The following is a 21,245-nucleotide window of genomic DNA, read 5'->3' on the forward strand; positions in this document are numbered from 1 at the left end:
GGTCGGCAACGAGGAGTGCGGTGGGGGACGGGTTGGGCGGCTGAGGCGCGTAGCGCAGTTCGTAGCTCTGTTACGTAGGCCATAGCGTTGATACGGCTTCACTCTAGCGCGGATACGAATCGAGCTGTAGCGTTGGTACCAACAGAGCGGAACAGCGATACGGAGACTGACATGATTGAGCACACCACCCCGCGCGTCGCGATCGTCACCGGTGGTTCGGGCGGGATCGGCCGGGTCGTGGCCGAGCGCCTGGCCGCGGACGGCATGCACGTGCTGGTGCACTACGCCGGCAACCCGGCCCGGGCGGAGGAGGTCGTCGCCGCGATCACCGCCGCCGGCGGGGTGGCCAGCGCCGCTGGCGCCGACGTGGCCGACGAGACCCAGGTCGCGGCCCTGTTCGACACCGCCGAACAGCGCTACGGCGGGGTCGACGTGGTCGTGCACACCGCCGGGATCATGCTGCTCGCGCCGCTGGTGGAGCTGGACCTGGACGTGCTCGACCGGATGCACCGCACCAACATCCGCGGCACCTTCGTGGTCGACCAGCAGGCCGCGCGCCGCCTGCGCCCCGGCGGCGCACTGATCAACTTCTCCACCTCGGTCACCAAGCTCGCGCTGCCCGACTACGCGGCCTACGCCGCCTCCAAGGGCGCGGTCGACGCGATCACCCTGATCCTGGCCCGCGAACTGCGCGGGCGCGACATCACCGTCAACGCCGTGGCCCCCGGCCCGACCGCGACCCCGCTGTTCCTCGAGGGCAAACCCCAGGAAGTCATCGACCGCCTCGCCAAGGTCCCGCCGCTGGAGCGCCTCGCCCTGCCCGAAGACGTCTCCGAAGCCGTCGCCTTCCTCGCCGGCCCCGCCCGCTGGGTCAACGGCCAGGTCCTCTACGTCAACGGCGGAGCCATCGCCTGACCCACCCCCGCCCGCCCGATTCGTTCAAAGGAGAACTCCCATGTCCCAGACCATCCTGATCACCGGTGCCTCCAGCGGGTTCGGCGCGCTCACCGCCCGCGCTCTCGCCGACGAGGGCCACACCGTCTACGCCGGCATGCGCGAGACGACCGGCCGCAACGCGCCCCAGGTCGAAGCCGCCGCGCAGTACGCCAAAGACCACGGCGTCGACCTGCGCGCCATCGAGCTCGACGTGAACTCCCAGGACTCCGTGGACGCCGCCGTCGCGCAGATCGGCGCGCTCGACGTGCTGATCCACAACGCCGGCCACATGGTCACCGGGCCCGCCGAGGCGTTCACGCCGGAGCAGCTGGCGGAGCTCTACAACGTGAACGTGCTCAGCACCCAGCGCGTCAACCGCGCGGTGCTGCCGGGCATGCGCCACCGTGGACAGGGGCTCGTCGTGTGGGTTTCCAGCTCGAGCGTGAAGGGCGGCACCCCGCCCTACCTCGCCCCGTACTTCGCCGCCAAGGCCGGGATGGACTCCCTCGCCGTCAGCTACGCCGCCGAACTCGCCCGCTGGGGTGTCGAAACGTCGATCGTGGTCCCGGGCTCGTTCACCTCCGGTACGAACCACTTCGCGCACTCGGGCCACCCCGCGGACACGGCCGTGGAAGCCGAGTACGAGACCAAGTACGCCGGCTTGATGGAGCAGGTGGCCGGCAAGCTCGCCGCGCTGGCCCCGGAGAACGCCGACGCTTCGCTGGTCTCCGACGAGATCGCCCGCATCGTCGCCCTGCCCCGCGGCGAACGCCCCTACCGCGTTCACATCGACCCGGCCGACGACGGCTCCGAGGAGGTCTCCGACGTCGCCGACCGCATCCGCCGGGAGTTCCTGACGCGGATCGAACTGCAGGACCTGCTTGCCGTGCAGGTGTGAGCTTTTCCCGCGGGGGAGGGGAGCCGGGCTTCCCTCCCCCGTTCGCGCGGGTCAACCGAGGCGGATCACGATCCCCGTCAGTCCACTCAGGACACTCGCCACGCCGGCCCGCACGGCGGCCGCCGCACGGGCCGGCGTGAAGGACGCCGGGTCGTAGCCCGTGGAAGTGGCCAAGCCTTCGCCGCGGAAGGTGGCGCCGGGCCAGTTGGCGGCGGTGACGTTGGCCGTGGGCTCGGCGAGTTCGGCGCCGAGCACCAGGAACTGCTGGCGGAGGTGGTTGGCGGTGACCAGGGTCAGCGCGTCCACGAGGCGGCTGCCGGTCGCGACGACGAGGTCGGGGGACAGGCGCAGCGCCTCGTCGATGCGGTCGGTGTACTGGCCGGGGTCGGCGGCCGTGACCGTCTTCAGGCTGACCTGCTCCGCCGAAGCCCAGTCGCGCACGGCGGACACGAGGGTCGCGGTCTGGGCGTCGTCGCCGGCCGTCAGCAGCACGACGCGGTAGCCCGGCGCCGGGTGGACGCCGTCCCAGGAGCCGGGGCGGGGCGTGATCGTCGCCTCCGGGGTCGGGGGCCCGGTGGTGAAGCCGGGGCCGAGGGTGCCGACGGCGGCCGGCGCGACGCGCGGACCGGACCAGTCGTCGCCCGCGCCGCACCCGGCGAGCAGTGCCGCGGCCAGCGCGCCGACGGCCAGAACTCGTGAACGCAAGCCGGATCGTCCTCCCGGGAAGGCAGCGGGTCGGGTCCTTCCTACCCGATCGGTGCCTGGTTTCCGTTCCGCGGCTTTTCTCCGTCGGAATCCGGTCGCTGCTTGTTCGCCCGGCCTCCGCCCGTTGTTCGCTTGCGCCCAGCAAGGTGCGTCGGACAACGGAAAGAGGAAGTTGATGCCCCGAGTGCTCGTGGTCCTCGCCTTCGCCGCGCTGGCCCTGCTCGCGGGCAGCGCACCCGCGCTCGCCCACGGCTTTTCGTCGACGGTGTACGTCGGCGTCACCTCACCCGGCTCCGGGCACGTCCGCGCCGAACTCGGCCTCGAGTACGACCTGCTCGTCGTCTCGGCCGCCGACTACGAGCACGACGACCCGCTGTTCCGCCAGGGCACCGCCGCGTTCGACGCCCGCGACCCGGCCGCCCAGGTCGCGGCGCTCGAAGCCCACGCGGCCACGGTCGTCAGGTACGTCACCGAACGCTTCCAGGTCACCACGCGAACCCCGTGCTCTCCCGCGAAGGACGGCGGCTTCCGCGCCGAACAGCGCGAAGGCGTGCCGTACGCGGTGTTCGCGCTCGACTACCGCTGCGATCGCGCCGACGCCCACGAGGTCCGCAGCACGCTGTTCCCCGACTCCGAGGGCTACGTCCGCGACACCAAGACGATCGTGACCTACGACCTCGACCTCACGTCCGGCAGCGCCGCCCTCGACGCGAACCAGCGGTCGTTCTCCACGCAGCAGTCGGTGGGCGCGCGGTTCTGGGAGTTCTTCCGGCTCGGCGCCGAGCACCTGCTCACCGGTCTGGACCACATCCTGTTCCTGCTCGCGCTCATCGCCGGTTCCCGCCGCCTGCGCGAGATCGTGCTGGCGGCGACCACGTTCACGCTCGCCCACTCCGTCACGTTCGTGCTGGCCGCGCTCGGCCTGGTCACCGTGCCCGCCGCGATCATCGAACCCCTCATCGCGCTCTCGATCGCGGTCGTCGCCGGGTGGCCGCTCTGGCGGTTGTGGCGCCGCCGGGCGAACCCCGCCGAGTTCGAACTGGCCGGCGACGGCCACTTCAGCCTCGACCGCGCCGGCTGGCTCCGGCTCGCGGTGGTCTTCTGCTTCGGTCTCGCGCACGGGCTCGGGTTCGCGTCCGCGCTCGGCATCGACACTGCGTGGTCGTGGACGCTGCTGTGGTCACTGCTCGTGTTCAACCTCGGCATCGAGGCGGTGCAGCTGGCGATCATCGCGCTCGTGTTCCCGCTGCTCGTGCTGGTGCGCCGCCGGTCGCTCACCGCTCCACAGTGGACGACGGGCCTGATCGCCGCGGCGGTTTCGGTGCTGGGGCTGACGTGGTTCGTCGAGCGGATCGCCGCGGGCTGAGGGCGAGTTCTTCCGGGCCGGGCAACCGCTCCTTCGGACGTTGTTCACCCTTCGCACATCGGGGGCGGAAACGCTATCAACCGGTCTTCTCGACCCAATGACCCGAAAGGGAAGCAAATCCGATGAAACCTTCCAGATCCGGGCGGCACCTCGCCCTCGGTGTCACCGCGGCGGCCCTCGGCCTCGCCGTCGCGTTCTCCGGCGGCTCGGCGGTCGCCGCGCCGGCGCCCACTCCCTCGACGGCGTCGGGCATCGTCCTCGGAGTCGGCGCCGAGGAGTCGCAGCGCGTCGTCAGCTGGTACTCCTCGACCGGTGCGGCCCAGGTCGTGCAGCTGGCCCCGACCAGCCGGCTCGACCACGGGAAGTTCCCGCGCAACGCCCAGCAGTTCCCGGCTACCGTCGCCGCGAACACCGTCAACGGCGGGTTCAACGCCCACGCCACCATCGACGGGCTGAAGCAGCGCACCAGCTACTCCTACCGCGTCGGGTCCGGCACCACCTGGTCGCCGACCTACACCTTCAAGACGCAGGAGTTCAAGGGCGACTTCGACTTCCTGTTCTACGGCGACCCGCAGATCGGCTCGTCGGGCGACACCGCCAAGGACGGCGCGGGCTGGGCCGACACCCTGAACGTGTCGCTGGCCGCCAATCCGGACGCGGAGCTGCTGGTCTCCGGTGGTGACCAGGTCGAGAGCGCGAACACCGAAACGCAGTGGGACGCGTTCCTCGGCTCGGACAAGCTGCGCCAGTACCCGTGGGCCGCCACCATCGGCAACCACGACGTCGGCGGCAAGGCCTACGAGCAGCACTTCTGGACGCCCAACACCGACCGCTCGGCGCCGTTCTACAACGGCTCGCCCGACACGCGCTCCGGCGGCGACTACTGGTTCGTCTACAAGGACGTGCTGTTCATCGACCTGAACAGCAACGCCTACGCCAACGGCGCCGACGACGCGCACATCGGGTACGTCACCGACGTCGTCAAGAAGCACGGCGGCGAGGCGAAGTACACGGTGCTCGTCTACCACCACGCGATCTACTCGCCGGCCGCCCACGCCAACGACGGCGACAACCAGCTGCGCCGCCAGGACTTCCCGACCGCGTTCTCGAACCTCGGGGTCGACGTGGTGCTGCAGGGGCACGACCACAGCTACTCGCGCAGCTACGTGATCAAGAACGGCCAGAAGGCCGACCCGGCCGAGCAGCCGGGCGCCACGCAGGTGGCGCAGGGCCCGGGCGGGGTCGTCTACGTGACGGCGAACTCCGCGTCGGGGTCGAAGTACTACGACCTCACGGACCCCGACCCCACGAAGGACCCGAACTACGGGGCCGACCCGCTCAACCCGGACAACCACTGGGCCAACTCCGTGGAGAACCAGGAGCACGTGCGCACGTACGTGAAGGTCGAGGTGCGCGACGACAAGCTCGTCGTGCAGAACGTCCGCAGCGGCACCTGCGCCGCCCCGAACGCCGCGGTCGAACGCGGCAACGTTTCGTGGTGCGGCCCGGACGAGGGCGCCACGCGGGCGAAGCCCGTCGGGTCCACTGTGGACAAGGTGGTCATCCACCCGTACCGGAGCAACGGCCACGGGCACGACGACGGCCACGGTCACGGCGGCGGTAACCCGGGCTCTGGTGACCCGTGCTGGACCCGCCAGTCCGGCCAGGACGGTTCGACGCTGACCGCGCTGAGCTGACCCACTCGCAGTTCCGCGGTGGGGGCGGGTGCCCGCGGGTGCCCGCCCCCACCGTCCCTTCCCCCGACTCGAGGACCTCCCGATGCGCCGTACCTTCGCCCGCCTCGCCACCGCGGTTCTGCTCGCCGCCACCGGATTCGCTGCCGGGGCGCAGGTTCCCGCCGCAGCGCAGGGCGTCGTGCCGTGGACCGTCGCCACGGCGGCCAACGAGTTCGGCGCCGACCGGGCGAACTACAGCTACACGGCCGAACCGGGGGAGCAGGTCCGCGACGGCCTCGTGATCGCCAACCGCGGCACCGCCCCGCTCGACCTCGCCGTCTACAGCGCCGACGCCTTCACCACCGCGGCCGGGCAACTCGACCTCGTCACCCGCGACACCCGCTCGCACGGCGTCGGCGCCTGGGTCCACCCGGCGGCCGACCACGTCACCCTGCCGCCCGGCCAATCGGCCGACGTGCCCTTCACCCTCACCATCCCACCCGACGCGACCCCCGGCGACCACCTCGGCGGCCTCGTCACCTCGGTGCGGCAAGGCGACGTCGAGCGCCGCCTCGGCCTCCGCGTCCACCTCCGCGTGGGCGGCGCCCTGACCCCGCGGCTCTCGGTCGAGGACGCCCGCGTCGACTATTCGGGCACCCCGAACCCCTTCGGCACCGGCGAAGCCACCCTGTCGTACACCATCCGCAACACCGGCAACGCCATCGCCGCGGCCCGGCAGACCGCGTCGGTCACCGGCCCCTTCGGCACCTTCGCCACCCCGTCGGCCCCCATCCCCGACTCGCCGCAGCTCCTGCCGGGCGAAACCTGGCACGTCGTGACTTCGGTCCACGACGTCGTGCCCGCCGTGCGCCTCTCCGCCGCCGTCTCCGTCACCCCCCTCCTCACCGACGCCTCCGGCTCGACCGCACCGCTCCCCGCGGTCCCCTCCGTTGCGAGCGGCTGGGCCGTGCCGTGGGCACTCGTGGTTCTCCTCGCGGTCGCCTGCGCGCCGGCTGCCGTTCTCCTCGCGCGCCGCCACCGTGGCAAGACCGAAGTGGACAGCCGGGTCGACGGCGAGGTTGCGGAAGAGATCTCCGCCACTGCGGAGAACTAGCCGACCCCTGCGCTGCGGCAGACCGGGGACGACGATCGACGACCTGGCGACGGGTTCTCGCTCGACGAGTCCGGGATCCCGGGCCGCTGCCCGGCGGCCGGGGATCCCCGGCCGTGCGCAAGGTGTTGTGACCTGCGAAAACGAGTGGGCCGCCATGGGCTCGAACCCTGGACTCGAACATCGAATTCCTAGCGGGTCCACGTCGGCCAGTGCCAGTGGACGGCTATCGGTGTTGGTTCCAGCAGGTTGCGTGTCACCTTCTGCCGAGCACTGGGACGGCAGCGGAGCCCACCTGGAGCCGCCTTCGGGCGTTGTTCCGTCTGATGTGGACGTTGGGCGTGCGCCTTACAACGGCGCGGCCGCCCTCGGAGCGCTCGCACCAACCTGTCCGGGAATCCTGTCACGAGGAAGAGCCCCGGCAACCCACACACCGATCACCTGGGATCCGCAAGCATGAAGCGCTACACCGACATCGCCAACCTCGCCCAGGTTTACCTGGAGGACAGCTACGTCCTGGCCATCAACGAACGCCCGGACGCCCTGTCCTTCACCCTCGACCTCGTCCTCACCCCAGGCCACCCCCGCTACCACGCGCCGCCACCCAACGAGCAGTACTGCTACGCCAACGCCGTCCTGACCATCGGCAACACCACGGAGATCGACTGGATCACCAGCTCTGGCCAGACCTACCTCGATGCCGCGGGCGAAGAAGACCTCGGCAACATCGACAGCCTCCGATACCACGACGGCTACTACGACATCACCGGCGACTGGGGCCACGTCCGCATCCACACCGTAGCCGCCCCGCAGCTCACCTTCACCCCGGAGACATCCGACGTGACGTAGTGCCGCACACCTTCGATTCAGGCCGAGTCGATACGGGCGGGTGGCGCCGGCGAGCCCTTTGGCGCCGCGCCGGCCGCCTGACTTCCCCTGCATGACCCTTCCTGCAGGCGGGCGCTACTGCCCTGTGGTCTTTCGAGTCAGCCGGCAAGCATTCGGCACGTCCGCAGCTGCCTTCCGGCGGCCTCGATCACAAAGCCGAGGCCGACCACGTCCTGAGCGAATGCCATCCAAAGCCTTGAGTTGCTGCGCCGGATTCACCAGCGATGACCGCGACCGCTCGAGACATCCGAGAACCCGGGGAGAAGGGCTGAGGCGTCACCCAACTCGCCCGGGCGTCGGGGCGGGGCCGGGCGCTGGGGCGGACCAGCGCACCGATCGACAACCTGACGACGGGCTCCGCTCGACGAGTCCGCGATCCCCGGCCACTGCCCGGCGGCCGGGGCACCCCGGCCGTGCACAAGGCATTGTGACCTGCGAAAACGAGTGGGCCGCCAGGGGCTCGAACCCTGGACCCGAAGATTAAAAGTCTCCTGCTCTACCAACTGAGCTAGCGGCCCGCGGGGTTAGTTTAGCGGGCACGGCTCGCTTGTTCGGCAGCGCAACCCCGTTGATCCTCGTCACGTCGCCGGGGGCCCACAGGGGATCAGCGGACGCGGTCGTAGACCGTGGCCATCTCGCCGAGGTCGCCGGTGTCGTGCAGGGACAGCTTCCACTTCGTCGCGGGGAGGCCGTCGTCGAAGAGGCGTGCGCCGCCGCCGGCGATTTCGGGGGTGATCATGAGGTAGAGGCGGTCGAGGAGGTCGGCCTGGAGGAGCGCCTTGATGACGGTGGTGCTGTTGTTCACGAGGATGTCGCCCGTGCCGGTGGCCTTGAGTTCGGTCACGACGTCGGCGGTGGGCGCGTTGACGATGCGCGCACGGGGCCACGGGGCGTCGGTCAGGGTGCTCGACAGCACGACCTTCTCGGTGTCCACCAGCCACTTCGCGTAGCCGCGGTCGCGCGGGTCGGCGTTGTCATCGCTCGCGACCGACGGCCAGAAGCCCAGGAAGCCCTCGGCGTTGAGGCGGCCGAGAACGGCCGTGGTGGCGCCTTCGTGCAGGCGGGCCAGGTGGTTGCGGGCCACCTCCGTGGTCGCGTACGGGATGATCGCGGCCAGGTCGCCCGGGCCGCCGGCGCCGTGGAAGCGGCCGTCGAGGGTGAGGCTGATGTTGGCGGAAACTCTGCGGGTCATCTCTGTGCTCCTTCGATGGTTTCGGAGAGCGTGTCGAGGACCTGCCCCCAGCCGGTCTCGATGCCGGCGATCGCCGGCGCCGCCTCGACGGTCGTGTCGGTGATGCGCAGCCCCAGCCGCAGCCGGGTGCCTTCGGGGACTTCGTCGAGCTCCAGGTCGTACTCGGCGGTGAACGGGGCGTCGCCGAGCACGGCCAGGTCGAACACGAGCCGTTCGTTCTCCGTGGCTTCCTGGACGTGGCCTTCCGAGCGGTAGCGCCCCTCGGCGTCGCGGAACTCCAGTACCGCGTCGCCGTGCGGCCGGGGATCCAGCACGACCTCCACCACCGCGAGTGACGGTGGCGCCCACCAGGCCGCCAGTTTCTCCGGCTCCACCCAGTACCGCCACACCACGTCCGGCGGCGCGGGCAGAACGCGCTCGAACGAGAACTCCCGGCCGTCCGCCCACCGCTCCCGGATCGCGGCCGCCGTCTCGGTGTCGAGGGCCGCCTGGTAGCGCGCGAGCACGTCCCGCTCGCCCGCCTGCGCCTCGACCTTCCGCACCAGCTCGCCGATCTCCAGCCCGAACTTCCGCAGCGGCTCCGCTTCGAGCGCGTACACCCGCTTCTGCCCGAGCGGCGCCACGGACACCACGCCGGCCCTCGCGAGCGCCTGCAGGTGCTTCGTCGTCTGCGGCTGCCTCAGCCCCGTGAGCTCCACGAGCTCCCCCACGGACCTCGGCCGTCCCGCCAGCCACCCGACGATGCGCCACCGCGCCTCGTCACCCAGCACCGCTGCGATCTCGTTCACGCAGAGAAGTATTCTCCGTAGTGAATATTCTTGTCAAGGAATATCTACGGTAAGGCTCCGACCTGGTCGAAGAGCTGTGTTCGCTGCCTTGAGGGACGACGTCGCCCGATCAGCGCCCCTCGGCCTTCAGCCGGGCCGCTTCGCGGCGCACTTCTGCCTGCGTCGCCCGTTCCTGCTCGAGCCAGGACGGCGCCGAGGACTTGATCTCCTCGATCTCCGCCGTCGTCAGGGCGTCCGTGAGGCCCGCCCGCGCGAGGCCGCCGATCGAGATGCCCAGCTTGGCGGCCACCACGGGACGCGGGTGCGGCCCGTTCTGCCGCAACGAGCGCAGCCACTCCGGCGGGTCCGACTGCAGCGCGTTCAGCTCGTCCCGCGACACGACGCCCGACTGGAAGGACTCGGGGGTGGCCGGGAGGTAGATGCCGAGCTTCTTCGCGGCGGTGGCCGGCTTCATCGTCTGCGGGCGCGAGGTCATGGGGCCCAGCGTAACCATCGTCGGTAGCCTGGCCCGGTGACCGGCCCGGACGCAGCGCCCTCGTTCAAGCTCGGCTACGTTCCCGGCGTGAGCCCCGGCAAGTGGGTGCGCACGTGGGAAGAGCGCTACCCCGGCGTGCCGCTCCACCTCGTGCAGCTCACCAACGCCGAGGCCAGGCCCCGGATCCACGACCGCGAAGTCGACGCCGCGCTGCTCCGGCTCCCCGTCGACCGTGAAGGGCTGCACGCGATCCCGCTGTACACCGAGACCACCGTCGTCGTGGTGCCCAAGGACCACGTGGTCGCGGCGGCGGACGAGGTCACCACGGCGGACCTCGCCGGCGAAGTCCTCCTCCACCCGCACGACGACACGCTCGACTGGCCCGGCCCGCCCGGCACCGTCGCCGTCCACCGGCCCGAGACGACGGCCGACGCGATCGAGCTCGTGGCCGCCGGCGTCGGGCTGCTCGTCGTTCCCATGTCGCTCGCGCGCCTGCACCACCGTCGCGACCTCACGTACCGGCCGATCACCGACGTCCCCGAGTCCCGTGTCGCGCTGTCCTGGCTGGAAGACGAGACGACGGACCTGATGGAGCAGTTCATCGGCGTCGTCCGCGGCCGCACGGTCAACAGCACCCGCGGCCGCGCGCCGCAGCCGAAACAGCCGAAGCAGGCGAAACCACCGCAGGCCAAGCAGCCGCGGAAACCCAGACCGCTGCCGAGGCGGGGCAGACGCAAGTAGTCCGCCTCGGCCGTTCGGCCGGATCTCCCCACCGATCCCCGGCCGAACGGCCACGCCACCCCGGCCCTTCAGGTGATCAAGAAGAACCCGGTTCCCGCCAGGCTCGGACCCCGGACCGACCGAACCGGGACACGAGGTGATTGTGGACATGAACGTCGGCGCGTGGCTGCACGCGCGAGCCACCTGGGTGCGCGCCGCCGCGCACCGCAAGCTGGTCTTCGCCGCCGTCGCGGTGCTGGTCACGGGGGTGGTGGTCGCCGTCGTCGGCAACCTCGACGACGTCGACCTGCAGATCTACCGCTTCGGCGCCGACGCCGTCTCTCGCGGCGACGACCTCTACGGCCCGCTCCCCGTCCCGACCACCGGGACCCCGCTGCCGTTCATCTACCCGCCGTTCGCCGCCGTCCTGTTCCTGGTGATGACGCTCCCGCCGCTGTCCGTGGCGTCGGTCCTCATGGACCTCGTTTCGCTCGCGTCGCTCTGGGCCGCGCTGTACGCGGCGCTCCGGCGGCTCTGGAGCGCGAAACCGGCCGCACTCACCGCCACCGGCCTCGCCGTCGCCGCGCTGGCCCTCGAACCGGTGCGCTCGACCATCTACTTCGGACAGATCAACCTCGTCCTCATGGCACTGGTCGCCGTCGACTGCCTGATGCCCAACCCGCGGTGGCCGCGCGGTGTGCTCGTCGGCCTGGCCGCCGCGATCAAGGTGACGCCCGCCGGGTTCCTGCTGTTCTTCTTGCTCACCAAGGATTTCCGCGCCGCCCGCAACGCCGTGCTCGCCGGCGCCGGCGCGACCCTGCTGGGGTTCGTGATCGCCCCGCGCGCCTCCGTCGAGTACTTCTTCCACGGTGGCCTCACCGGCGCGGGCGGCCTCAGTGGTTCGCCCTACGCGACCAACCAGACCATCGAAGGCGCCCTCAACCGCCTCGCCCTCCCGCCCTTCGCGCACGACGTCGCGTGGTTCGGCCTTTCCGCGTTCGTCCTGGTCGCGGCCGTGGTCGTGATGCGCCGCGTCGACGGCCCGCTCGCCTTCGTCGTCAACGCGACGGCCGTGCTCGTCCTCTCGCCGATTTCGTGGTCGCACCACTGGGTCTGGGTCGCGCCCGCGCTGCTGATCCTCGCCGCCCGCGTCCGCACCGTCCGCGGCGGCGCGATCCTGACCGCGGTCACGGCCGTGTTCATCGCCGCGCCCCACGGCTTCCTCCCGTCCGACCACCTGCGTGAGCTCGGCTGGTCACCGTGGGAGCACGTCGTCGGCGACTCCTACCTCCTGCTCGGGCTCGGGCTGCTGACGTGGCTGCTCGTCTCGACCCAGCCGGCCACCGTGGCGGAACCCGCGCTCCAATCGAGATGACACCCATCCGGGGCCGGTCCCGCGCCGAATCCCCGCCATGACGAAGACGGCCAGGTGCCTGGGCGGCGTGCTCGCCCTCGCCGCGGCGCTCGCCGCGGGTCACCTCGTGGCGGCGTTCATCGACCCCGGCGCGTCGCCCTACCTCGCGGTGGGCGGCGCGGCGATCGACCTGACTCCGTTGCCGCTCAAGGACTTCGCCGTCCGCACGTTCGGCACGCACGACAAGCAGGTGCTGCTCGGCGGCATGGCCGTGGTCCTCGTGGTGGCCGCCGCGCTCGCCGGTGTGCTGTCCGCTCGCCGGCCGTGGCCGGGCGCCGCCATCGTCGCGGTGTTCGGCCTGGCCGGCGTCGCGGCGGTGGCGACGCGCCCGAGCCTGCCGCTCGTCGCCGTGCTCGCCCCGATCACCAGCCTGCTCGTCGGCGTCGGCGTTTTCCTGGTGCTGCTGCAACGGAAGACGAAGGCCAACCCCTCCCGCCGAGCGTTCCTCCTGGTCACGGCCGGCGCCGGCGTCGCGGCCGCCGCCGGCCAGTTCCTCACCTCGACGAAGGACGCCACCGCCTCCCGCCAAGCCGTCGGCAAGCTCATCCCGGCCCGCGCCGCGCCGCCCATCCCGGCCGACGCGGACTTCGCGAAGCTCGGCACACCACCGTTCCTCACGCCCAACGCGCGCTTCTACCGCGTCGACACCGCCCTGTCCGTGCCGCAGGTCCGCGCCGAGGACTGGAACTTGCGCCTCCACGGCCTCGTCGACCGCGAACGCCGCTACAGCTACGCCGACCTGCGCACCCGCCCGCTCGTCGAACGCACGATCACGATGACCTGCGTGTCCAACGAGGTCGGCGGCGACTACGTGTCCACCGCGAACTTCATCGGCGTCGACCTCGCGGACCTGCTCGACGAAGCCGGCGTCCGCCCGGGCGCGCAGCAGCTGTTCAGCACCAGTGTCGACGGCTGGACCTCGGGCACTCCCGTCGCCGCGGCTCAGGACCGCGGCCGCGGTGCGCTGCTCGCTCTCGGCATGAACGGCGAACCACTGCCGCTCGAACACGGTTTCCCCGCCCGGCTCGTCACCCCCGGCCTGTACGGGTACGTCTCCGCCACCAAGTGGGTCGTCGACCTCGAGGTGACGACGTGGCGGGCGCGGCAGTCCTACTGGCTCAAGCGCGGCTGGGGCGAGCAGGCGCCCATCAAAACCGAGTCGCGCATCGACGTCCCGAAGGGCTTCGCGACGGTCCCCGCCGGCGCGGTCCGGCTGTCCGGCGTCGCGTGGGCTCAGCACACCGGTGTCGACAAGGTCGAGATCCGCGTGGACGGCGGCCCGTGGCAGCCGACGACGCTGTCGACCGAGGTCACCGTGGACACCTGGCGCATGTGGTGGACCCAGATCTCCGTGAAACCCGGAACGCACCAGGTCTTCTGCCGGGCCACCGACCGGTCCGGCTACACGCAGACCGAAGAGCGTGTCGGCACCGTCCCCGACGGCGCGACCGGTTGGCACTCCACGACGTTCATCGCCGCCTGACTCGGAAGGGTGACCCATCCGCGCGGCCACCGGCGACGAATCCCCTGCAGCAGAAGCAAATTCCACTGTGGAACGGAGAAGTACCGTGAAGTCCTCTCGTGTGAGCGGAATCGGCCTGACCGCCGCCGCCGCTGCCGCCGCCCTCGCCCTGGCCGCGTGCAGCAGCGCCGCCGGTGGTGGCGACCAAGCCTCCTCCGGGGGTCAGCAGAGCAGCAGCGCCATGCCCGCCCCCATGCCCTCGCCGGGCACGGCCGACGGCGTCACCACCAACGCCGACGTGTTCGGTCCCGCGTGCTCGCAGCTCCCGCAGGGCAGTGCGCCGGGCTCGCTCGACTCCATGGGCCCGCAGCCCGTGGCGAGCGCCGCGTCGACCAACCCGCTGCTGACGAAGCTGGTCGCGGCGGTGAAGGCCACCAACCTCGTCGACACGCTCAACAGCCAGCAGGGCATCACCGTCTTCGCGCCGGCCGACCCGGCGTTCAACGCCCTCGGCGACGCCAAGTTCAAAGCGCTGGCGAAAAACCCGAGCCAGCTCGCACCGATCCTGCAGTACCACGTGGTCGGCAAGCGCTACGACGCCAAGGGCCTCGAGCAGGCCGGGACCGTGGCGTCGCTCGACCCGGCCGGCGGCCCGCTCAAGATCGAGGGCTCGGGGGAGAACCTGACCGTGAACGGAGCCAAGGTCCTCTGCGGCAACATCCCGACGAAGAACGCCACCGTCTTCGTCATCGACAAGGTCCTCACGCCGGGCACGAACAAGAGCTGAGCGCCGCTCGGTACCGCCCGCCGTACGAGTACCCGCTCGTACGGCGGGTTTCCCCGTGAACACCGAACCGAATTCATAATCGCGAACGCTGAAACAGAACAATTTCCCGACCGCATCGAGTGAAGAACCGGGCCGATGTGTCACATCGCGGTGGGGCGCAGGGGGCCGAGTCGGTGAACCGACTGCTCTGTTCGGGCGAATTCAACCACGCCGTCGCGAAAGAGGTCCAGACCAGCGCGAGCGGGCCATGATCACACGCAGAGTCACGTCGGGCACAGCGAAGAGTGGCGAAAATTCGGAATTCCGTGGTCAGCGGACCGCCCCGAAGCCGCATTCGCGAACGAAGTGCCCACTGGTGCTCGCCGTCGGGATGTGAGGGCGCTAATATCCGGGTCCCGTCGTCGACGGAGTGGGGGATCGGCACCCGACGGCGGGAAAAGTGGAAAGCGCGCTTTTTCACCGAGCGGAAGTACGGCCTGCCCACCGGACGCGAGGACTTGAAGCCATGTCGGAACAACTGCCCGCCCGCCACGCGCAGCAGCGCAGGCCCGCCGTCCCGGCCGCGGTCGCGGTGCCGGTGACGGCGGTCGTCGCCGGTGCGCTGTGGGCGTGGGTGACGCTCGAGGTGCCGGCGGAGAACCGGGTGCTCGTCGCGGTGGTCGCGGCCGTCACCTGGATCGCGCTGTGCGCCGCGGTGTACGTCGCCACGCGCGGGTCGTCCGCGCTCGAGGCGGCCGAGGCGCGCGCCGGCCGGGCCCGGGCCGAGGCCGACGCCGCGAACCAGCACGCCGAAGCCCAGGGCGCGCAGCTCGGCCAGCTCGTCGACCAGACCATTCCCGGCCTGGTCGCGCTGCTGCGCGACGGCAAGAGCGCCAGCGACGTCTACGCCGCCACCCCGCGTCCGGAGAACCAGGTCCACGAGCGGCTGGTGCGCACGCTCGTCGACGAGATCGCCCTCGGCGAGCGCCGCCGCGCGGCCGCCACCGCCGCGTGCGCGAACGCCGCCGGCCGCGTGCAGGCGCTGTCCACGAGCATCCTCGCCGACCTGCGCGAGCTGGAGAACCACTGCCCCGAGGACATGCTGGGCGAGGTCCTCAAGGTCGACCACAGCACGGCGCAGGCCGGCCGCCTCGCCGACTCGATCGCCGTGCTCACGGGCGCGCGCTCCGGCCGCCGCTGGCCGAAACCGATCCGCATGGAGAGCATCCTGCGCGGCGCCATGGGCCGCATCGGCGCCTACCAGCGCGTTCGCCTCCACTCGACGAGCGGCAGCGCCATCGCCGGGTACGCCGCCGAGGACGTGATGCACGCGCTGTCCGAGCTCATGGACAACGCCACCAAGTTCTCCGCGCCCTCGGAAGAGGTCCACGTCTACGTCGAGGACCTCCACAACGGCGCTGTGATCACCATCGAGGACGGTGGCCTCGGCATGAAGCGGCAGGCGCTCGAGCGCGCCGAGAAAGCCGTGGCGCAGAACGAGAAGCTCGACCTCACGATGATCTCCGGTACCCGTCTCGGCCTCGCCGTCGTGGGCCAGCTCGCCCGCAAGCACCAGCTGCACGTGTTCTTCCGCCCGTCCTCGCGCGGCGGCACCGGGGTGGTCCTGCGCATCCCCAACCACCTGATCACGCAGCCGCGCCCGGAGCCGCTCACCGACCCCGAACCGCAAGTCGAGGTGCGCCAGCCGGCGCTGGGCCAGACGCTCGAACCCCTCGACTCCGGCACCCGCGGCACGCTCGAACCCGTGCTGCTCACCGAGTCCGGCGGCCTGCCGAAGCGTCCACGCGGCCAGACGCTCGCCGCGTCGCGCCAGCTCGGCGCCGCGAGCCCCGCGCCGAGTCCCGCCCCGCGCCCCGCGAGCCGCACGCACGCCGACAGCGGTGCGCGGTTCGGCGCCTTCCAGCAGAGCCGCTCCCGCCGGGTCGCGGCCGCGCCGGCCGAGTCGCCCGCGGACACCGATGACCACGACTGAGCCCGCTTCCCAGCTGCCGCACCGGAATCCCGAGATTGGAGTGTGGGGGCCCGCGCCGTCCGCCCCCGGAGCCTCGATGACCACCCAGAACACGAACCTCGAATGGCTGCTGGAGAACCTCGTCGGCAACACGCCCGGGGCCATCCACGCGCTCGTGCTGTCCAAGGACGGCCTCAAGCTCTGCCACACCGCCGGCCTCTCGGTCGACAAGGCCGACCAGCTGGCCGCGATCGCCGCCGGCGTGCAGGCGCTGTCCCACGGCGCGTCGGCCGAATTCGGTGACGGCAGTGGCGGCATCCGCAACTCGATGACCGAGTTCCACGGCGGCATCCTGTTCATCGTCGAGGCCGGCCTCGGTGCCCACCTCGCCGTGATCGCCGCCGAGGACGCCGACGTCGGCCTCATCGGCCACAACATGGACGAGCTGGTCGAGCAGATCGGCTCGTTCCTGACCGCCGCTCCGCGCTACGCACAGGCCGGTCCGACGGCATGATCCGCCGCGCCGTCGAGGAAGAGGACCCCGACCGCCTCTACACGCTCACGGGCGGCCGCAGCCGCACCGACGACCTGGAGCTCGACCTCGTCACGATCATCGTCGCCGAATCGGCGCCGTCGGCCGGGATGCAGTCGGAGCACGTGAAGATCCTGCGGATCACGCGGCACCCGACGTCGGTCGTCGAGCTCTCGTCCGAGCTGTCGCTCCCGGTGAGCGTGGTGAAGATCCTGGTCACGGACCTCCTCGACAGCGGCAAGGTGTCCGCTCGCCATCCCTCGTTCGCGCAGGCGCCCACGTCCATCCCCGACTCCGAATTCCTCAAGAAGGTGCTCGTTGGACTCCGCAATCTCTGAACGCACCACTCGTGCTCCGCTGGCCGCCACCGCGGCCGACGGGCTGAAGATCGTGATCGTCGGGGGCTTCGGCGTCGGCAAGACCACGATGGTCCGCTCCGTGAGCGAGATCCGCCCGCTGAGCACCGAAGAGACGATGACGCAGGCCGGCATCGGCATCGACAACGGCCTGCAGGGCAAGACCACCACCACCGTCGCGTTCGACTTCGGCCGCATCAGCCTCGACGAGCGCATGATCCTCTACTTGTTCGGCGCGCCCGGCCAGGAACGCTTCTGGTTCCTGTGGGACCGGCTGTTCTCCGGCACGCTCGGCGCGGTCGTGCTCGTGGACACCCGCCGCCTGGCCGATTCGTGGTACGCGATCGACCGGCTCGAGCACCACGGCACGCCGTTCATCGTGGCGCGCAACAACTTCGAGCCACCCGCCCACGACTTGAGCCAGGTGCGCGACGCGCTCGACCTCTCACCCGACGTACCCTTGATCGACTGCGACGCGCGAAGCCGCGAGTCCTCCAAGCAGGTGCTCATCTCACTCGTCGACCACCTCTACTCGCTGTCCACCGCCCGGGAGAACCAGCCGTGACCGACCACCAGCGCCCCGATGAGTCCACTGAGGACTACGTCAAGCTCTACGGCAGGCAGTTCCAGGAGGATCCCGCCACGCTGTACGGGCAGATCCGCGCGCAGTACGGCGGCGTCGCCCCGGTGCTGCTCGACGGTGACGTCCCCGCGTGGCTGGTCTGCGGGTACCGCGAGGTCCACCAGGTCACCAGCGATTCGCAGCTGTTCGCGCGCGACACGCGCCGCTGGAACCAGTGGGACAACGTGCCGGCCGACTGGCCGCTGCTGCCGTACGTGGCGCACAACCCGTCGGTGATGTTCACCGAGGCGATGGAGCACCGCCGCCGCGCGGGCGCGATCGGCGACGCACTGTCCGCTGTGGACCAGTTCGACCTGCGCCAGCACTGCGAGCAGATCGCCGACCGGCTCATCGACACCTTCGCCGGCACCGGTGAAGCCGACCTGATCACGCAGTACGCGCAGCAGATCCCGTTGCTGGTCATCGCGAAGATGTACGGCATGCCGGAGGCCGAGACCCCGGCGCTGGTTCGCGACGTCGCGATGTCGCTCGACGTCGGTCCCGACGCGATCCCCGCGTACGGCCGCGTGCAGGAGGCCATGGGCCGGTTGCTGCAGCTCAAGCACCACGCGCCGGGCCTCGACGTGCCGTCGCACATGATGCAGAGCCCCGCCAACCTCACCGACGCCGAGATCGTGCAGGACCTGCTCGTGGTCACGGCCGCCGCTCAGCAGCCGACCGCCAACTGGATCGGCAACACGATCCGCCTCATGCTCACCGACGACCGGTTCGCGATGACGCTCTCGGGCGGCCGCGGCAGCGTCGGCGAAGCCCTCAACGAAGTCCTCTGGCACGACACGCCCACGCAGAACTTCATCGGCCGCTTCGCCACGCGCGACACCCAGCTGGGCGGGCGCCGCATCCGCACCGGCGACCTGCTGGTGCTGGGGCTCGCCGCGGCGAACGCCGACCCCCACGTGCGCCCCGATCTCGCCGGGGGCGCGGCGGGGAACCACGCGCACATGTCGTTCGGCCACGGCGAGCACGGCTGCCCGCACCCCGCACCCGAGGTCGCGGAGGTCATCGCCCGCACGACCGTCGAGGTGCTGCTCGACCGGCTGCCCGACCTGTCGCTGTCGGTGCCGGACCAAGCGCTGCGGTGGCAGCGGTCGATGTGGATGCGCGGGCTGGAGTCACTGCCCGTCACGTTCACGCCGACCTACGTGGCCAGCCACGCGGCTAGCTGGGGCTGAACCGCACCGGCAGGGCGGACGGGCCGCGCGTGAACACCCCCGCTTCGTGGGTGTCCGCGCCCTCGGCGAGGCGCAGGTTCGGCATCGCGTCGAGCAGCTGCGCGACGCCCACCTCGATCTCCGTCTTCGCGAGCAGCGCGCCGACGCAGAAGTGCCGCCCGAGCGCGAACGACAGGTGGTTCGCGGCGGCCGAGAACGCGGTTTCCGTCGGTAGGTCCGTGCGGAAGATGTCGAACTCGTTCGGGTTCGCGAACCGCCGCGGGTCGCGGTTGGCCGCACCGATCAGGCACGTCACGGTGCTGCCCGCGGGCACGGCGCCGCCGCCGATCTCGATGTCCTCGGCGGGCTGGCGCATGATCATGTGCACCGGCGGCGTGTAGCGCAGCGTCTCCGCGAAGGCCTTCGGGATCAGGCTGTGGTCGGCGCGCACGGCTTCGAGCTGCTCCGGGTGTTCGAGCAGGTTCTTGAACACGCTGGCGATGGCCTTGTCCGTGGTCTCACCACCGGCGGCGAGCAGCAGGCTGCAGAACGCCTTGATGTCCTCGTCGCTCATCCGCGTGCCGTCGACCTCGGCCGAGCAGAGCGTGGAGAGCAGGTCGTCACCGAGGTTCTCGCGGCGTTCGCGGATGATCGGCAGCAGGTACTCCGCCAGCTCCTCGCGCGTGCGCACCCCGGCCGCGGCGACGTCCGGGTCCTGGCTGAGGTTGCCGAGGAACCCGATGATCGCGGTGTACCAGCGCTGGAACCGCTCGTGGTCGGTCTGGTCGAGGCCGAGCATGTCCACGATGACGTTGATGGGGAAGTGCCGCGCGTAGTCCTGGACGAGGTCGGCTTCGCCCTTTCCGCGGAACGCGTCGATCAGCTGCTGCGAGTTCCGTTCGATGACGGGCCGGAACTTCTGCTCCAGCTCGTTGCCGCGGAACGCCGGCACCACCAGCGCGCGCCGGATCGAGTGCTCGCGCCCGCTCATCTGCAGGATCGTGCGCCCGTGCGCGGGTTCAAGCTGCCAGCTGTAGTTGTCCGTCGTGAACACCGGTTCCCGGAAGGCCCGGGCGACGTCGTCGTAGCGCGAAACGATGTAGCTCTGCATCGCTTCGTGCCAGATCAGCGGCTCGTCTTCGAGCATGATGTCGTAGGCGGAATACGGATCGGCTGCGAATTCGGCCGAAAGAATGTCCGGCGCGTGTCGTGCCGTGGTCATGGAGCTCCCTCGCTCGGGCGGACGATGGCCAGGCTATCGACGGACGTCGCTCGTGCGGAAGAAGTTCAAGCCATCGGAGCAGCTCGATGGTCCGGGTGGATTAGGGGTTTCGCGGCGTTCGGTTCCGGGGAGTAGTGATAGGGGATCCCGTTTCACTCACGTGAGTTTTTCCGGTCAGCGGGATTACCATTCGGCCGGGGAATCGCCGAAAGGTGTTCCCGCGGACAAACCGACGTGCGTCAACGCTCCGGGGAAATGCCTTCGCCCACGAGCGAACCCCACGTTTCCAGCAGGTGTCCGGCGGACATCACCGAGCCGAAGTAACCGTCGATGTTCACCAGCGCGGAGTCGTGCTCGGCCTGGGAAAAGGCCGCGCAGCAGTCGCCGGCGAACGCGATGTGGTAATCCAGCATGAACCCGTGCCGCGCGGTCGACTCGACGCAGACGTTCGTGGTGACCCCGGCCATCACCAGCGTCTCGATCCGCCCCGTGCGCAGCACCGAATCGAGCCGGGTGTTGACGAACGCGCTGTACCGGTGCTTCGTCACGACGGCTTCGCCCGGCAGCGGCGCGACCTCGAAGAACTCCGCGCCCCACGTGCCGGCCCGGCAGACCACACCCGAGCGGCCCACGGAGCGGACGGTCAGCGCGGCCGAATCGGTCGCCTTCTCGTGGGCCGTCCGGATGAAGACGACCGGCACGCCGTGTTCGCGGGCGCCGGTCAGCAGACCCCGCAGCCGCGGCAGCATCTCTTTCGCCGCACTGACGTCGTTGCCGCGGCGGGCGCACGCGCCGTCGGGGTGGCAGTAGTCGTTCTGCACGTCCACCACGAGGACGGCCGCCTTCGCGGGGTCCAGCTTGTCGTCGTCGAACTGCACAGTCGCCACCCCTTCGAGCCGCTCGGCCCGCGGCACGCTACCGGCCGGCTCACGCAAGAACCAGGCGGCTTTCCGCTGGCTGAAAGGGTTCCGT

At 70.8% G+C, this 21,245-nt stretch carries 21 protein-coding genes and 1 tRNA gene; 15 read left to right on the forward strand and 7 right to left on the reverse strand.

Going from position 1 to position 21,245, the window contains the following annotated elements; translation table 11 throughout:
- The first annotated feature begins 171 nt into the window (after positions 1-171).
- Entirely contained in the window at positions 172-915 is a 744-nt protein-coding gene (locus ACIA77_RS00535) for an SDR family oxidoreductase (RefSeq protein WP_395883625.1), read from the forward strand.
- Positions 916-955: 40 nt separating this feature from the next.
- The gene (locus tag ACIA77_RS00540) at positions 956-1,834 is read left to right on the forward strand and encodes an SDR family oxidoreductase (protein ID WP_395883627.1); all 879 of its coding nucleotides are present in this window, start codon (positions 956-958) and stop codon (positions 1,832-1,834) included.
- Positions 1,835-1,885: 51 nt separating this feature from the next.
- Here the strand turns inward: ACIA77_RS00540 and ACIA77_RS00545 are convergent, their stop codons facing one another.
- Positions 1,886-2,539, reverse strand: a complete 654-nt coding sequence (locus ACIA77_RS00545; protein ID WP_395883628.1) for a hypothetical protein — start codon at positions 2,537-2,539, stop codon at positions 1,886-1,888.
- A 175-nt stretch (positions 2,540-2,714) separates the two neighbouring features.
- Here ACIA77_RS00545 and ACIA77_RS00550 point away from each other — a divergent pair, with 175 nt between their 5' ends.
- The 4 genes from ACIA77_RS00550 (at position 2,715) to ACIA77_RS00565 (ending at position 7,541) form a co-directional block, all read left to right on the forward strand.
- Positions 2,715-3,905 carry a HupE/UreJ family protein gene (locus tag ACIA77_RS00550; RefSeq protein ID WP_395883629.1) on the forward strand — a complete coding sequence of 397 codons (1,191 nt, stop codon included), beginning with the start codon at positions 2,715-2,717 and terminating at the stop codon, positions 3,903-3,905.
- Positions 3,906-4,027: 122 nt separating this feature from the next.
- Positions 4,028-5,602 carry a fibronectin type III domain-containing protein gene (locus ACIA77_RS00555; RefSeq protein WP_395883630.1) on the forward strand — a complete coding sequence of 525 codons (1,575 nt, stop codon included), beginning with the start codon at positions 4,028-4,030 and terminating at the stop codon, positions 5,600-5,602.
- Between the two features lie 82 nt (positions 5,603-5,684).
- The gene (locus ACIA77_RS00560; RefSeq protein WP_395883631.1) at positions 5,685-6,695 is read left to right on the forward strand and encodes a WxL protein peptidoglycan domain-containing protein; all 1,011 of its coding nucleotides are present in this window, start codon (positions 5,685-5,687) and stop codon (positions 6,693-6,695) included.
- A gap of 453 nt (positions 6,696-7,148) precedes the next feature.
- Entirely contained in the window at positions 7,149-7,541 is a 393-nt protein-coding gene (locus ACIA77_RS00565; RefSeq protein WP_395883632.1) for a hypothetical protein, read from the forward strand.
- Between the two features lie 484 nt (positions 7,542-8,025).
- Here ACIA77_RS00565 and ACIA77_RS00570 read toward each other — a convergent pair.
- The 4 genes from ACIA77_RS00570 to ACIA77_RS00585 all read right to left on the reverse strand — a co-directional run bounded on the left by ACIA77_RS00570 (position 8,026) and on the right by ACIA77_RS00585 (position 10,035).
- Positions 8,026-8,098: transfer RNA gene (locus ACIA77_RS00570), tRNA-Lys, on the reverse strand.
- 86 nt (positions 8,099-8,184) lie between these two features.
- Entirely contained in the window at positions 8,185-8,772 is a 588-nt protein-coding gene (locus tag ACIA77_RS00575; RefSeq protein WP_395883633.1) for a dihydrofolate reductase family protein, read from the reverse strand.
- Positions 8,769-9,560, reverse strand: a complete 792-nt coding sequence (locus ACIA77_RS00580; RefSeq protein WP_395883634.1) for an SRPBCC domain-containing protein — start codon at positions 9,558-9,560, stop codon at positions 8,769-8,771. Before ACIA77_RS00580 ends, ACIA77_RS00575 begins: the two co-directional genes overlap by 4 nt.
- Positions 9,561-9,669: 109 nt before the next feature.
- A complete protein-coding gene (locus ACIA77_RS00585) occupies positions 9,670-10,035 on the reverse strand; it encodes a DUF5997 family protein (RefSeq protein WP_395883635.1) in 366 nt (121 codons plus the stop codon).
- A gap of 36 nt (positions 10,036-10,071) precedes the next feature.
- On the opposite strand from ACIA77_RS00585, the gene ACIA77_RS00590 reads away from it, so the two are divergent.
- The 9 genes from ACIA77_RS00590 to ACIA77_RS00630 all read left to right on the forward strand — a co-directional run bounded on the left by ACIA77_RS00590 (position 10,072) and on the right by ACIA77_RS00630 (position 19,072).
- The gene (locus tag ACIA77_RS00590) at positions 10,072-10,776 is read left to right on the forward strand and encodes a LysR substrate-binding domain-containing protein (protein ID WP_395883636.1); all 705 of its coding nucleotides are present in this window, start codon (positions 10,072-10,074) and stop codon (positions 10,774-10,776) included.
- 148 nt (positions 10,777-10,924) lie between these two features.
- Positions 10,925-12,130, forward strand: a complete 1,206-nt coding sequence (locus tag ACIA77_RS00595) for a glycosyltransferase 87 family protein (RefSeq protein ID WP_395883637.1) — start codon at positions 10,925-10,927, stop codon at positions 12,128-12,130.
- Between the two features lie 37 nt (positions 12,131-12,167).
- The gene (locus ACIA77_RS00600) at positions 12,168-13,652 is read left to right on the forward strand and encodes a molybdopterin-dependent oxidoreductase (protein ID WP_395883638.1); all 1,485 of its coding nucleotides are present in this window, start codon (positions 12,168-12,170) and stop codon (positions 13,650-13,652) included.
- Between the two features lie 85 nt (positions 13,653-13,737).
- Positions 13,738-14,418, forward strand: coding sequence for a fasciclin domain-containing protein (locus tag ACIA77_RS00605; RefSeq protein WP_395883639.1), 681 nt, complete (start codon positions 13,738-13,740; stop codon positions 14,416-14,418).
- Between the two features lie 505 nt (positions 14,419-14,923).
- Complete coding sequence (locus ACIA77_RS00610; RefSeq protein WP_395883640.1) at positions 14,924-16,390, forward strand: sensor histidine kinase; 1,467 nt, start codon at positions 14,924-14,926, stop codon at positions 16,388-16,390.
- Positions 16,391-16,466: 76 nt separating this feature from the next.
- Positions 16,467-16,883, forward strand: coding sequence for a roadblock/LC7 domain-containing protein (locus ACIA77_RS00615; RefSeq protein ID WP_395883641.1), 417 nt, complete (start codon positions 16,467-16,469; stop codon positions 16,881-16,883).
- A complete protein-coding gene (locus ACIA77_RS00620) occupies positions 16,880-17,239 on the forward strand; it encodes a DUF742 domain-containing protein (protein WP_395883642.1) in 360 nt (119 codons plus the stop codon). Before ACIA77_RS00615 ends, ACIA77_RS00620 begins: the two co-directional genes overlap by 4 nt.
- 52 nt (positions 17,240-17,291) lie before the next feature.
- Positions 17,292-17,822: a GTP-binding protein gene (locus tag ACIA77_RS00625; RefSeq protein WP_395884300.1), complete on the forward strand. Its 531-nt coding sequence runs from the start codon at positions 17,292-17,294 to the stop codon at positions 17,820-17,822.
- Entirely contained in the window at positions 17,819-19,072 is a 1,254-nt protein-coding gene (locus ACIA77_RS00630) for a cytochrome P450 (RefSeq protein WP_395883643.1), read from the forward strand. Before ACIA77_RS00625 ends, ACIA77_RS00630 begins: the two co-directional genes overlap by 4 nt.
- Here ACIA77_RS00630 and ACIA77_RS00635 read toward each other — a convergent pair.
- Entirely contained in the window at positions 19,059-20,273 is a 1,215-nt protein-coding gene (locus ACIA77_RS00635; RefSeq protein ID WP_395883644.1) for a cytochrome P450, read from the reverse strand. The genes ACIA77_RS00630 and ACIA77_RS00635 overlap by 14 nt on opposite strands.
- A gap of 239 nt (positions 20,274-20,512) precedes the next feature.
- Entirely contained in the window at positions 20,513-21,151 is a 639-nt protein-coding gene (locus ACIA77_RS00640) for a cysteine hydrolase family protein (RefSeq protein WP_395883645.1), read from the reverse strand.
- Positions 21,152-21,245: the final 94 nt, after the last annotated feature.

Origin of the sequence: Amycolatopsis sp. NPDC051903 (genome assembly GCF_044452505.1) — a bacterium.
Lineage (GTDB): Bacteria > Actinomycetota > Actinomycetes > Mycobacteriales > Pseudonocardiaceae > Amycolatopsis.

What these genes read in the sequence shown, in the direction of transcription:
- ACIA77_RS00535 (WP_395883625.1), top strand. Translation starts at nt 172, where the DNA reads ATGATTGAGCACACCACCCCGCGCGTCGCGATCGTCACCGGTGGTTCG.
- ACIA77_RS00540 (WP_395883627.1), top strand. Translation starts at nt 956, where the DNA reads ATGTCCCAGACCATCCTGATCACCGGTGCCTCCAGCGGGTTCGGCGCG.
- ACIA77_RS00550 (WP_395883629.1), top strand. Translation starts at nt 2,715, where the DNA reads ATGCCCCGAGTGCTCGTGGTCCTCGCCTTCGCCGCGCTGGCCCTGCTC.
- ACIA77_RS00555 (WP_395883630.1), top strand. Translation starts at nt 4,028, where the DNA reads ATGAAACCTTCCAGATCCGGGCGGCACCTCGCCCTCGGTGTCACCGCG.
- ACIA77_RS00560 (WP_395883631.1), top strand. Translation starts at nt 5,685, where the DNA reads ATGCGCCGTACCTTCGCCCGCCTCGCCACCGCGGTTCTGCTCGCCGCC.
- ACIA77_RS00565 (WP_395883632.1), top strand. Translation starts at nt 7,149, where the DNA reads ATGAAGCGCTACACCGACATCGCCAACCTCGCCCAGGTTTACCTGGAG.
- ACIA77_RS00575 (WP_395883633.1), bottom strand. Translation starts at nt 8,772, where the DNA reads ATGACCCGCAGAGTTTCCGCCAACATCAGCCTCACCCTCGACGGCCGC.
- ACIA77_RS00585 (WP_395883635.1), bottom strand. Translation starts at nt 10,035, where the DNA reads ATGACCTCGCGCCCGCAGACGATGAAGCCGGCCACCGCCGCGAAGAAG.
- ACIA77_RS00595 (WP_395883637.1), top strand. Translation starts at nt 10,925, where the DNA reads ATGAACGTCGGCGCGTGGCTGCACGCGCGAGCCACCTGGGTGCGCGCC.
- ACIA77_RS00600 (WP_395883638.1), top strand. Translation starts at nt 12,168, where the DNA reads ATGACGAAGACGGCCAGGTGCCTGGGCGGCGTGCTCGCCCTCGCCGCG.
- ACIA77_RS00610 (WP_395883640.1), top strand. Translation starts at nt 14,924, where the DNA reads ATGTCGGAACAACTGCCCGCCCGCCACGCGCAGCAGCGCAGGCCCGCC.
- ACIA77_RS00615 (WP_395883641.1), top strand. Translation starts at nt 16,467, where the DNA reads ATGACCACCCAGAACACGAACCTCGAATGGCTGCTGGAGAACCTCGTC.
- ACIA77_RS00620 (WP_395883642.1), top strand. Translation starts at nt 16,880, where the DNA reads ATGATCCGCCGCGCCGTCGAGGAAGAGGACCCCGACCGCCTCTACACG.
- ACIA77_RS00635 (WP_395883644.1), bottom strand. Translation starts at nt 20,273, where the DNA reads ATGACCACGGCACGACACGCGCCGGACATTCTTTCGGCCGAATTCGCA.